The 12,069-nt window shown below is 34.3% G+C and carries 12 protein-coding genes; 8 read left to right on the top strand and 4 right to left on the bottom strand.

The features are described 5' to 3' along the window. Window positions 1–64 precede the first annotated feature (64 nt). The 8 genes from MQX03_RS13445 to MQX03_RS13410 all read left to right on the top strand — a co-directional run bounded on the left by MQX03_RS13445 (window position 65) and on the right by MQX03_RS13410 (window position 9,238). On the top strand, window positions 65–2,245 hold the full coding sequence (locus MQX03_RS13445; protein WP_242803693.1) for a S41 family peptidase: 2,181 nt from the start codon (window positions 65–67) through the stop codon (window positions 2,243–2,245). Between the two features lie 51 nt (window positions 2,246–2,296). Next, the gene (locus MQX03_RS13440; RefSeq protein WP_242803691.1) at window positions 2,297–2,731 is read left to right on the top strand and encodes an ankyrin repeat domain-containing protein; all 435 of its coding nucleotides are present in this window, start codon (window positions 2,297–2,299) and stop codon (window positions 2,729–2,731) included. Between the two features lie 168 nt (window positions 2,732–2,899). Further along, window positions 2,900–4,654: an aspartate--tRNA ligase gene (aspS, locus tag MQX03_RS13435; RefSeq protein WP_242803689.1), complete on the top strand. Its 1,755-nt coding sequence runs from the start codon at window positions 2,900–2,902 to the stop codon at window positions 4,652–4,654. A 48-nt stretch (window positions 4,655–4,702) separates the two neighbouring features. Then, on the top strand, window positions 4,703–5,248 hold the full coding sequence (locus MQX03_RS13430; protein WP_242803688.1) for a hypothetical protein: 546 nt from the start codon (window positions 4,703–4,705) through the stop codon (window positions 5,246–5,248). A 69-nt stretch (window positions 5,249–5,317) separates the two neighbouring features. Continuing rightward, window positions 5,318–6,103 (top strand): non-homologous end joining protein Ku, encoded by a 786-nt coding sequence (ku, locus tag MQX03_RS13425; protein WP_242803686.1) that lies wholly within the window; start codon window positions 5,318–5,320, stop codon window positions 6,101–6,103. Window positions 6,104–6,105: 2 nt separating this feature from the next. Further along, a complete protein-coding gene (locus MQX03_RS13420; RefSeq protein ID WP_242803684.1) occupies window positions 6,106–6,708 on the top strand; it encodes a DNA polymerase ligase N-terminal domain-containing protein in 603 nt (200 codons plus the stop codon). Window positions 6,709–6,746: 38 nt separating this feature from the next. Beyond that, window positions 6,747–8,675: a DNA ligase D gene (gene ligD / locus MQX03_RS13415; protein ID WP_242803682.1), complete on the top strand. Its 1,929-nt coding sequence runs from the start codon at window positions 6,747–6,749 to the stop codon at window positions 8,673–8,675. 29 nt (window positions 8,676–8,704) lie between these two features. Then, on the top strand, window positions 8,705–9,238 hold the full coding sequence (locus tag MQX03_RS13410; RefSeq protein ID WP_242803680.1) for a hypothetical protein: 534 nt from the start codon (window positions 8,705–8,707) through the stop codon (window positions 9,236–9,238). Here MQX03_RS13410 and MQX03_RS13405 read toward each other — a convergent pair whose 3' ends face one another. From MQX03_RS13405 to nusB, 4 genes are all read right to left on the bottom strand, one after another. Then, complete coding sequence (locus MQX03_RS13405; RefSeq protein ID WP_242803679.1) at window positions 9,239–9,970, bottom strand: SDR family NAD(P)-dependent oxidoreductase; 732 nt, start codon at window positions 9,968–9,970, stop codon at window positions 9,239–9,241. It lies immediately after the preceding gene. Window positions 9,971–10,257: 287 nt separating this feature from the next. Further along, on the bottom strand, window positions 10,258–10,617 hold the full coding sequence (gene yajC / locus MQX03_RS13400; protein ID WP_242803678.1) for a preprotein translocase subunit YajC: 360 nt from the start codon (window positions 10,615–10,617) through the stop codon (window positions 10,258–10,260). A 10-nt stretch (window positions 10,618–10,627) separates the two neighbouring features. Next, complete coding sequence (locus MQX03_RS13395) at window positions 10,628–11,146, bottom strand: DUF1573 domain-containing protein (protein ID WP_242803677.1); 519 nt, start codon at window positions 11,144–11,146, stop codon at window positions 10,628–10,630. A gap of 11 nt (window positions 11,147–11,157) precedes the next feature. After that, window positions 11,158–12,063, bottom strand: coding sequence for a transcription antitermination factor NusB (gene nusB / locus MQX03_RS13390; RefSeq protein ID WP_129535919.1), 906 nt, complete (start codon window positions 12,061–12,063; stop codon window positions 11,158–11,160). Window positions 12,064–12,069 lie beyond the last annotated feature (6 nt).

Genomic DNA, 12,069 nt, shown 5'->3' with positions numbered 1-12,069 from the left:
TAAAAATTTGCATAAACTACACTTTTAAAAAATCATTCACTCCCTTCAAATAAAATCTTCAATTATGAAAAAATATTTAATTTCAGCCTTATTAATGTTAGGTTTAAATTCTTTTGCACAGCAAAAAATTGAAAATCTAAATTTTGAAAATTTTGAAAATGATCTTCCTTCTCAATGGACAACATTTGGAGGCAGCACTGCAAAAATATTAGCAGATGCAAAAGAAAAACAAGAAGGAAAAACTTCGGTTTTATTTGATGCAAAAGAAAATTTAGGATTTAAAGCATTAATGTACACACTTCCGGAAAACTATGCTGGAAAAAAAATCACACTCTCCGGTTATATCAAAACAGAAAATATTTCTGACGGATTTGCTGGTCTTTGGCTAAGAATAGATCCTGAGATTGCTTTTGACAACATGGAAAAAGTAGGTTTGAAAGGAACAAATAACTGGAAAAAATATGAAGTAACGCTTGATATGTCTCCAGAAAATACCAAAAAGATAGTTTTCGGTGCTTTACTTTCTGGCACAGGAAAAATGTGGGTTGACAATCTAAAAATCATGATTGACGGAAAAGATATTAAAGATGCTAAAATTTTCGAGAAAAAATTAACCAAAATTGATCTGGACAAAGAGTTTGATCTCGGCTCAAAAATTTCAAATATAAATCTTGATAAAGAAAATGTAGATTACCTTACAAAATTAGGACTTATTTGGGGCTATCTTAAATACTATCATCCAAGTGTTGCAGAAGGAAATCACAATTGGGATTATGAGCTTTTCAGAATATACGAAAAGACAAAAGGGGTTGCATTTAACCAAAGGGACGAAATTATCCTTCAATGGATCAAAAATTTAGGCAAATACCAAATTGCAAAAAATTCTGAGCCGGAAAATATAAAATTTAAACCCGATCTAAACTGGATTACTAATTCAGGTTTTTCAAAAGAACTTTCTGAAGAACTTTTAAAATTAAAAGAAGCGAAAAGACCACAAGCAAACTATTATGTAGATTTTTTCAGGCAAGTAGGAAATCCCGATTTTAAAAATGAAAATCCTTATCAAAAGATGAATTATCCTGATGAAGGTTTCCGCCTGCTTTCGCTTTATAGATATTGGAATATGATTCAGTATTATTTTCCATATAAAAATCTCATTGAAGAAGATTGGAAAAATGTTTTAAAGGAATTTATTCCCAAATTTATCAATGCAAAAAACGAAACAGAATACGCCTTAGCTTCCCTTGAAATAATCACAAGAATACGAGATACACACGCAGATATCACAAATTACAACAAAGGGATTCATCATTTTTTCGGGACAAGATATACCGCTCTACAGTTAACTTTTGCAGAAAACAAAGCTGTCGTCAATGATTTCTATAATGAAAACTTTGCCAAAGAAGCCGGAATTCAGAAAGGCGATGTCATTACAGAAATTAATGGTGTAAAAACGGAAGATTTTGTAAATAATTTACTCAAGTATATTCCAGGTTCCAATTATCCTACTCAATTGAGAGATGTTGCTGGAAATTTATTGAGAAGTAATAACGAAAACATTAAGATAAAGTTGACAAGAAATGGTAAAACAGAAGAAAAAACAATTAAAACATACACAGGTCCTGAGCTAAAATATACAAGAGAGAGAAAAGAATTTTTCAAAATGCTCGACAATAATGTTGCTTATTTTTATATGGGAAGTGTAAAAGGCGATGAACTTCCGGCTGTCTTTGAAAAAATAAAAGACACAAAGGGTTTGGTCATTGATTTTAGAAGCTATCCATCAGATTTTGTTACCGTAAAAATGGGGAAACTATTAAAACCTGAGACAACAGAATTTGTTAAGTTTTCAAATACAAACAATACTCAACCTGGGCTTTTTACTTTTACAAAAAGTTTGGAAATTCCCGGATCCGGTAAAAATTCTTACCAAGGAAAAATTGCCATACTCATCAATGAAACTACTCAGAGTAGTGCCGAATATCATACAATGGCATTCAGAACAGGTCCAAGCTCAAAAGTTTTTGGCTCACAAACGGCAGGAGCAGACGGTAATGTTTCAGAATTCGTTCTGCCTGGAAATATTTCAACGATGATTACTGGAATTGGAGTTTATTATCCCGACGGAAAAGAAACCCAAAGAATAGGAATTATTCCTGATGTGGAAGTAAAACCTACCATAGCCGGAATTAAAAATAATAAGGACGAAGTTTTGGAAAAAGCAATGAATTGGATTAATAATTAAATGTATCAAAAAAAATATTTAGATTTGTATATTAATAAAAAAATAAATTTTATGAAAAAGATTATATCGGCTACTTTGCTTCTTGCAATCTCAATTTTCGCAAACGGATTATTTGCACAGCAAATCTCCAAAGACCAAATGAAAATCTTCCAAACTGATAATCTTCAGGAATTTAAAACAGCATTTACGCAACAAGAATACAATAAATGTTTCAATATCAAAGATAGATCTTATGATCTTCTTTCTCTTGCTGTAAGAAATGAAAGAAAAAATAATTTTGCCTTTTTAATCAATAACACGACAGATGTCAACAGAGTATGTGGCAACAATACTCCTTTGATAGTTGCTGCGACTTACGGAAGAATAGATATGGCAAAAGCACTACTGAAAAAAGGTGCAAGCAAATCTGTTAAAAATTCTAACGGAGAAACGGCTAAGGATATTGCTATAAAAAACAACCATCCAGAACTTGCAAAGATTTTGTAATACAGTACAAATTATATAATTTAAAACTTCCTTCGGGGAGTTTTTTTGTTTATAAACCCTGCAAAAATATTATCTTTGCACACGGAAATTTCAAACTTCCGAGTTCATTGGTTTGAGTATCAGACTCAAACCAATGAACTTTAAATTCAAAACTTTAAACAAATAAGTATGTTTCGATCGCACACAAACGGAGAATTATCTCTGAAAAATCTTAATGAAGAAGTTACACTTTCAGGATGGGTACAAACCATTCGTGATAAAGGATTTATGATTTGGATAGATCTTCGAGATCGTTACGGAATTACTCAGTTGGTTTTCGACCAAGACCGTTCTTCAGTAGAATTGATGGAAAATGCTAAAAAACTGGGACGTGAATTTGTAATTCAGGTTACGGGAAAAGTAATCGAAAGAGTAAGCAAAAACCCAAATATTCCAACTGGAGAAATTGAAATTTTAGTTGAAAAATTAGAAGTTCTTAATGAATCTCAACTTCCGCCTTTCACTATTGAAGATGAAACGGATGGTGGTGAAGAATTAAGAATGAAATACCGTTACCTGGATATCAGAAGAGCTCCGGTAAGAGATAAACTGATCTTCCGTCACAAAATGGCGCAGAAAGTGAGAAATTATCTTTCAGACGAAGGATTTATTGAAGTTGAAACCCCGGTTTTAATCAAATCTACTCCGGAAGGAGCGAGAGACTTCGTTGTACCGAGCAGAATGAATCCGGGACAATTTTACGCATTACCACAATCTCCACAGACTTTCAAACAACTGTTAATGGTTGGCGGAATGGATAAATATTTCCAGATCGTGAAATGTTTCCGTGATGAGGATTTAAGAGCCGACAGACAGCCGGAATTCACACAAATCGATTGCGAAATGGCATTCGTAGAGCAGGAAGACGTGATGAATGTTTTTGAAGGAATGACGAAAACGTTGATCAAAGACATTACAGGTCAGGAATTCGGAGCGTTCCCAAGAATGACATTCGCAGATGCGATGCAGAAATATGGAAATGACAAACCGGACATCCGTTTCGGAATGGAATTCGTAGAATTGAACGATTTAGTAAAAGGAAAAGATTTTAAAATATTTGATGACGCAGAATTGGTTGTCGGTATCAATGTTGAAGGGTGTGCAGATTATACAAGAAAGCAAATCGACGAGCTTGTTGATTGGGTTAAAAGACCACAAATTGGGGCTTCAGGAATGGTTTGGGCTAAATTCCAGAATGATGGTGTAAAAACTTCTTCTGTGAATAAATTCTACAACGAAGAAGATTTAGCGAAAATCATCGAAAAATTCGGAGCGAAAGAAGGCGATTTAATGTTAATTCTTTCCGGAAACGAGTACAAAGTAAGAACTCAACTTTCAGCTTTGAGAATGGAGCTTGGAAATCGTTTAGGATTAAGAAAAGGCGACGTTTTCGCACCACTTTGGGTTGTTGACTTCCCGTTATTGGAGTTTGACGAAGAAAGCGGACGTTACCATGCCATGCACCACCCATTCACCTCTCCAAAGCCGGAAGATATCCATTTATTGGAAACAGATCCGGGAAAAGCTAGAGCCAATGCTTACGATATGGTATTGAATGGAAACGAAATTGGCGGTGGCTCGATCAGAATTTTTGATAAAGATCTTCAGTCAAGAATGTTTGACTTATTAGGATTCTCAAAAGAAGAAGCAGAAGCTCAGTTCGGATTCTTAATGAACGCCTTCAAATATGGTGCTCCGCCTCACGGTGGTTTGGCCTTTGGGTTTGACCGTTTGGTAGCAATTCTTGACGGAAACGAAGTGATCAGAGATTATATCGCTTTCCCTAAGAATAATTCAGGACGTGATGTGATGATCGATGCTCCTGCTGCGATTGCTGATGAACAGCTCGATGAATTGGAATTGAAATTAAATTTAAAAGCATAAATTAGAAGCGGAGATTTTTTCTCCGCTTTTTTTATTTAAATTAAAAACATGACTGACGAAATTCTAACTTACAACACTCCAAATTCTGAGAAAATTCTGAGAAAAATAAATCAATATGAGTTCAAACGACAATGGAAAAATAATCTCACAAAAAATAATAAAAACCTTTATTGGGGAATAATATTTATTGTGTTTGGAATTATTGCTATACTTTTGGAAGAATATATTTTTTCAGGTTTCTTTTTTGGATTTTCTTTAGCCTCAATTTCATCATTTTGTAGTTATCTATCTCAATACAAAAAGTATAAAAAAACTTTTTACGAAAAATTAAATCGTGAAATTTCCAGTCTTGAATTAAATTCAAAAGACGTTATTTGGGAGTTTACTCCCACTTATTTTTCTTTCAAAAACTACAAATCAGAATTTAAATTCTTGTGGAGCGAAATTACCTATTGCATTCTTGATGATGAATATCTCTACATTACTGCGTCATCTTTTATGAATTTTATTTTAGATAAAGCTAATATTGATAAAGAAAACCTTAATGAAACCATACAATTTCTTGAAAACAAATCTAAATTTATAGAAATTTAATAAATACCACAGCCACAGAATAATTTTCCCACGGCACAATCATTGCAAGTTTTACAGAAAAGAAAGACAATGAAAGCAATTTGGAACGGTGCCATTGGTTTTGGCTTAGTCAATATTCCTGTGAAGATTTATTCTGCGACAGAAACCAGCAAACTGGATCTTGATATGCTGGATAAATCTGATTTTTCTAATATTAAATTCAAAAGAGTCAACGAAAAAACGGGCAAGGAAGTTAAGTGGGCAAACATCGTAAAAGGTTTTCTGATCGACGATAAATACGTTGTTTTGGAAGATGAAGATTACGAAGCCGCAAGTCCGGAAAAGACAAAAATATTAAGCATCGAACATTTTGTAAAAGAAGCGGAAGTGGATTCTGTCTATTTCGAAACTCCCTATTTTCTCGAGCCGCAAAAGAATGGTGAAAATGCATACAGACTTTTAATTAAAGCTTTGCAGCAAACTAAAATGGTAGGTATCGGGACGTTTGTTCTCCGAGACAGTGAAGCGATTGGGATGATTCGTCCTTACAATGATGATGTTTTGGTTTTAAACCGATTGAGATTCGATCAGGAAATAAGAGATTATAAACAACTGAAAATCCCTGTTAAAAAAGCACCGAAGCCAGCCGAACTGAAGATGGCGAAAAATCTGATTGAGCAGCTTTCAGAACCTTTTGATCCTAAATTTTACAAGAATACTTATTCTCAGGAACTCCTTAAAATCATTAAGAAAAAAGCGAAAGGAAAATCTGTCAAGCTGAAAAAATCTGAGCCTGCAAAACAGGGTAAAGTAATCGATTTAATGGCACAACTGAAAGCCAGTTTACAAACTTCGAAATCTAAAAATGCTTCCTAATCATGGCACTTAAAGATTACAACGATAAACGAAAGTTCGATAAAACTACCGAACCCAAGGGAAAAACAAAGAAAAGTGAAGACAAACCAATTTTTGTGATCCAAAGACATGCAGCATCAAGACTTCATTACGATTTTCGGATGGAGATGGATGGTGTCTTAAAGAGTTGGGCGGTACCGAAAGGTCCATCTTTAAACCCTGAAGATAAACGTTTGGCAATGATGGTAGAAGATCATCCGTATGATTACAAAGATTTTGAAGGAAATATTCCCGAAGGAAACTACGGAGCCGGACAAGTTGAAATATGGGACAGCGGAACTTACGAACCGTTGGATGATACAAGTAAACTTTCAGATGAAAAAGAATTACTGAAGGAACTGAAAGACGGTTCATTAAAATTTATTCTACACGGTAAAAAATTAAAAGGAGAATTTGCTTTAGTGAAAATGAAAAATACTGAAAACAATGTATGGCTTTTAATAAAGCACAAAGATAAATTTGCTAAAGAACAGTATGATGCTGAAGAAAACGTTTCGCAGAAATCTTTAGTTTCAAAATTTATAGAGGAAAAAAAAAGCCTAAAAAGCAACAAAAAGAAATCATAAAATCAGATACAATATCACAATTTAAACGTTACAACTCTTTGGGTGATGAGAAAAAACTCGAAAATTTCATCAAACCAATGTTGGCAAAACTTTCTGAAAATGCTTTTGATGACAAAGACTGGATTTTTGAAATTAAATGGGACGGTTACCGCGCTGTAGCAGATCTCAGCAAAAAACAACCTTTATTTTATTCCCGAAACGGAATTTCTTTTTTATCTAAATTCAATTCCATTACCGGAGATTTTAGTCAGCAAAAACACAAGATGATTTTGGATGGCGAAATTGTGGCTTACGACGAAAACGTAAAACCAAGTTTTCAACTTTTGCAGCAAATTGGCGACAATGCGGATTTGGCTTTAACGTATCAGGTTTTTGACCTTTTGTGGCTCAACGGTCATTCTACCGAAGAACTCCCATTAATTCAGCGAAAAGAGCTTTTAAAAGAAGCTTTAATAGAAACTGATCTGATTAAATTCTGCGATCACGTTCCTGAAAAGGGAATCGAGTTTTTTAATCAAATGAAAAAAATGCAGCTGGAGGGCATGATTGCTAAGAAAGCCGACAGCATTTACACCGAAAATTCCCGAAGCACAGACTGGCTCAAAATAAAATTCACCAACACTGAAGAAGCGATTATCTGCGGCTTTACACAACCAAAAGGATCACGACAAGGTTTTGGAGCTTTGATTTTAGGAAAATATATCGATGGAAAACTGACCTATTCCGGACATACCGGAACGGGTTTTAATAATGAATTGCTGAATCAGGTTCATCAGCGGTTGAAAAAACTGGTGGTAAAATCGTCACCATTTGAAACCGTTCCCAAAACCAATATGCCGGTGACATGGACGAAACCGGAATTGGTTTGTGAAATTAAATTTTCTGAAATCACAAAAGACGGAATGTTCAGACATCCAGTATTTGTGGCGATCCGTGAAGATAAAGAGGCGAAAGAAATTAGTGAATCAATTAAAAAATCTGCTCCGAAAACTTCAAAATCCAAAAGTATGACTACTAAAAAAACATCAGAAAATATAGAAGATGAAAACGAAAAAGACAGTGAAATTATGCTGAACCGACACAAAATAAAACTGACCAATCAGGATAAAATTTATTTTCCGAAGGATAAAATCAGCAAAGGCAATGTGGTGGATTATTATCAGTCGGTGGCGGAATATATTTTACCGCATCTGAAAAACCGGCCGCTTTCTCTCAACCGTTTTCCAAGTGGTATCGATCATTCCGGATTTTATCAGAAAGACGCAGGAGATTCTTTTCCGGATTGGATAAAAACAACCAAAGTACATTCTGAATCTACAGACAAATACATTGATTATGCTATTTGCAATGACAAAGCGACTTTAGCTTATCTGAATAATTTGGGTTGCATTGATTTTAATCCGTGGAACTCTTCCCTTCCCAATCTCGAACATCCAGATTATCTGGTTTTAGATCTCGATCCTTCGAAAAAAAATACTTTTGACCATGTGATTGAAACCGCTCAGCAGGTGAAGGAAATTTTAGATTTAATTAAAATAAAAGGTTATTGCAAGACTTCGGGTAGTACGGGAATTCACATTTACATTCCGATGGGTGGGGCCTATGATTATGATCAGGTGAAAGATTTTGCTCATATTCTGATGAAGCAGGTCAACGAAAGACTTCCGAAAATTACAACTTTGGAACGCAGTCTTCAGAAACGGGATGATAAAAAAATCTATCTCGATTATCTTCAAAACCGACAGGGACAAACTTTAGCGAGCGTTTACAGTCTCAGACCCAAGGAAGGTGCCGCTGTTTCCATGCCGATTGAATGGGTAGAATTAAAAAAAGGATTGAAACCAACTGACTTCAATATTGAGAATGCTTTATCAAGAATTAAGGCAAAAGAAGATTTATTTAAACCCGTTTGGGGGAAAGGAATTGATATGATGAAGGCACTGGAATTGTTGCAGGATTTTGAGTAAATCAATATTTTTACAAAAACTAAATGTGCGTGGAAAGTTCTTTACAGGTCTTCATCAATTTTGATGAAAAAATTACAAAAAGACAACTCGAAAAATACTATTTCTATTCTTGGAAAAAGAAATTACCTACTTTATTAAAGAATTTTTTCTTTATAGTAATATTTTTAAGTATAGTTGATAGTATTTTCAAAAGCGATAGAAGCAGAATCGACTTTTTCAAGTTTCTCATGATTTTTCTGGTTGTTTTTGGCATTCTCTATCTATTTATTTTCCTCTTTAATAAATCAAACTACAGTTCTAAAATAAACAAACACATATCTGAACTGAAGGAATATAATCCTATTTCAGAGTTGTATTTTGATGAATGTTCTTTCTATATTAGAAGTGAGCAGTTTGATATAAGAAGTATCTGGAAACATGTGTCATACGAGGTTTCCGGGAAAACTCTCTATATTACAGTTCAGATGGGTACTCCATTTATCTATATTGTAAATAATGAAGAGACTGACCAATATCAAAATATCTTAGATTTTTTGAAGAAAAAAGCTAATTCAAAAAAGTAATCACGGCAACTTCGCCACCAAGCCCTCCGGTAGAATTTTTAAAATAAAATAAATCAGTTTCCATTTAAAATTGGGAACGATGGTAAAAGAATTTCCTGCATTCACAATATGTTTTGCCACATAATCAGGCTCCATTAAAAGATTTTTGTTGAGTTCCAAACCTGCGTTGATTTTCGTATTGATGTAGCCACTGACCAAAACATTCACTTTTATATCTCTAGTAGCTAATTCTTGTCTTAAACCCGCCAAATAAGTCGTGAAAGCCGCTTTCGTGCTTCCATAAACGAAATTACTTTTCCTTCCTCTTACTCCGGAAAGTGACGACAGCCCGATAATTCTTTCTAAATTTTTATTAGATAAATCCATTGCTACAATATTCAGAATAGAAACGCCGCCTATATAATTGACTTGCATCATTTGCTGAGTTCCTTTAAAATCTTTTAAAGCATCAGCGTTTTCAATTAAAAAACCTGCAGCGTAAACAACTATATGAGGTTTTATGGAAAGTTCGTCATAAAATTTTTGGTGTGAATCAAAATCTGCTGCATCGAAATATAAAACAGAAACCTTTGAAAACAAATTGTTTTTACTAACAAAATTTTCAAGAGAATCTATGTTTCTTGAAGCTGCAACGATTGCAAAACCTTTTTCAACATATTGCAAAATACATTGTTTGGCAACATCGGAATTGGCGCCGAGAATGAGAACGGTTTTAGCTGTGTTTTGATTCATGAGGCAAAGATATTTTTTAAAGATTAGTTGGGCAAATCGTTGCGTTGCTTAAACACAAAGTGCACGAATGTTTTTGCACGAATGACCACAAATTTTATTATCAGAACTTTGGATCTTTTTACAGACTGTAAAAAGAATCGGCGCGGGGGGCCGTGGTGACCCCCCCCCAAGGGCATAATTATTTAAAAATAAAAATTTTTTTGTTTTTTTTTACATAATTAAAATTTTCGGGGGGGTGTTCCTTTTGCACCCCGCGCCGATTCGCAATATTATTTAAAACTGAAAGATTATTTCTTTTCAGTTTCTATAACTTCTTTTTTGTCAACTGTTGTTGTAGCTTTATCCCCAAATCTGTTAGCAGTAAATTCTCTTGAAATGGCAGCTTTCTCAAATTTTAATTTTCCGGAAAGTGTTTCGATGACAACTCCGTCATCGTGAATCTGAGCAATTCTTCCGTGAAGACCAGAAGTAAGCACCACTCTGCTTCCCACTTTAAGCTCTTCCTGAAATTTTTTCTCTTGCTTCTGTTTTTTCATCTGAGGTCTGATCATCAGGAAATAAAACCCAACAAACATTACCCCCATCATGATAAGCATCATTGGAGAAGATCCTCCTGCCGGTGCTGCCTGTAAAAATATTGTCAACATAGTAGTTTAATTAAGGTTGAATGTTCGCATTGAACGTTAGTTTGATAGGCGATTTTTCTACGTTTGCAAAAACGTCTGCATACTTTTGAACCGCACCGTCAAAACTTGTCGAATCAAAGCTTAGAGTGATTTTTCCTTTTTGACCAGGTAAAATTGGTTCTTTCGTAAACTCAGGAGCAGTACATCCACATCCAGGCTTAACTTCAGAAATAACCAAAGGATTTTTTCCTGTATTGGTAATTTCATATACGTGGTTTACTTTATCTCCTTTTTTAATTTTTCCAAAATCATAATTGCTTTGAGATAAAGCGATTGTCGTTAAAGGTTGGTTTGATACCGGAGCAGCAACCGGAGTACCAGTCACAGCTGTTGTAGGTGCCGTTGCTGACAATGAATCGCCAGGCAAAGTTTTTAAAGAATCTGATGTTGCAGTTTCTGAATTTTGAACTTCTTTATTTCCTTCTTTTTTACAAGAAACCAAACCGAAGCCTATTACTGATAAAGCGATAATTGATAACGTCTTTTTCATTTTTATTTTTTTTAAATTCTATTTAAGTCTTTACAATATTTATCTAAAATTCCATTGATAAATATATTAGATCGGTCTGTCGCAAATACTTTAGCGATCTCGATATATTCATTAATAATAACTCTTGAAGGAGTAAGAGGAAAGTGATCAAGCTCAGAGATAGCAATAGTAAGAATCACTTTATCCATCAAACCTACTCTATCCAAATCCCAGTTTTCCAATCTCTCAGAAAGCTTCTTCTCGTTGCCTTCCCAATTGTTTAGTGTATCTCTTAATAATTTTCCAGCGAAGTTTTTATCTTCTTCATCTTTAATCATTTTGATTAACGTACGGCTATCTTCATTTTCTTTGATAAAACCAATCGTCTTTTGAACCATTGAGTTTGCAATATGAATATCATCCGACCACGAAAGTTCTCTGTCCCCTACATAATCATGAAAATCTTCGTTTTCAGCAATATATCTTAAAAATAGCTTACCGATAAACTTTTGATCTTCTTCGAAAGAATATTCATCAACCTTCATGAAATCCTGGTAACGCTTTCCTGAGGTCATTCTCTGGAAAGTTCTTACCAAAAAATCATCATGCAAATCCCATTTCAAATCTTGGTGCTGACCAGAAAAGAAAAGTCTTTCAGGGTTTTCTTCCAACTTAATCAATACTTGATTATTGATGAATTTTTGATTTGGGTTGATATCAGAATCGGTTTTAATGTACTTATTCTTACCGATTTCCATTTGATTTTCTGCGAGACCTTTAAGGGCTACCAAAAAATTGAGTTCCAACACATAAAGATTATAGATTTTCTCTATACTCGAGAACATGTTTTTTTCTAAAACATCAAATTTAATTGGATTTTGGTAGTATGAATACACGTTTTCTACTACTTTCTCACGGATTTGTCTTCTTCCTAACATTCAAAG

The organism is Chryseobacterium aahli, from assembly GCF_022699665.1.
In the GTDB taxonomy this organism is placed as follows: Bacteria; Bacteroidota; Bacteroidia; order Flavobacteriales; family Weeksellaceae; genus Chryseobacterium; species Chryseobacterium aahli.
This window is presented reverse-complemented; position numbering and strand designations above follow the sequence as displayed.

Coding starts and splice junctions, on each gene's coding strand:
- MQX03_RS13440 (WP_242803691.1), top strand. CDS start 2,297: ATGAAAAAGATTATATCGGCTACTTTGCTTCTTGCAATCTCAATTTTC.
- yajC (WP_242803678.1), bottom strand. CDS start 10,617: ATGTTGACAATATTTTTACAGGCAGCACCGGCAGGAGGATCTTCTCCA.
- MQX03_RS13445 (WP_242803693.1), top strand. CDS start 65: ATGAAAAAATATTTAATTTCAGCCTTATTAATGTTAGGTTTAAATTCT.
- MQX03_RS13395 (WP_242803677.1), bottom strand. CDS start 11,146: ATGAAAAAGACGTTATCAATTATCGCTTTATCAGTAATAGGCTTCGGT.
- MQX03_RS13405 (WP_242803679.1), bottom strand. CDS start 9,970: ATGAATCAAAACACAGCTAAAACCGTTCTCATTCTCGGCGCCAATTCC.
- aspS (WP_242803689.1), top strand. CDS start 2,900: ATGTTTCGATCGCACACAAACGGAGAATTATCTCTGAAAAATCTTAAT.
- ku (WP_242803686.1), top strand. CDS start 5,318: ATGAAAGCAATTTGGAACGGTGCCATTGGTTTTGGCTTAGTCAATATT.
- MQX03_RS13430 (WP_242803688.1), top strand. CDS start 4,703: ATGACTGACGAAATTCTAACTTACAACACTCCAAATTCTGAGAAAATT.
- nusB (WP_129535919.1), bottom strand. CDS start 12,063: ATGTTAGGAAGAAGACAAATCCGTGAGAAAGTAGTAGAAAACGTGTAT.
- MQX03_RS13420 (WP_242803684.1), top strand. CDS start 6,106: ATGGCACTTAAAGATTACAACGATAAACGAAAGTTCGATAAAACTACC.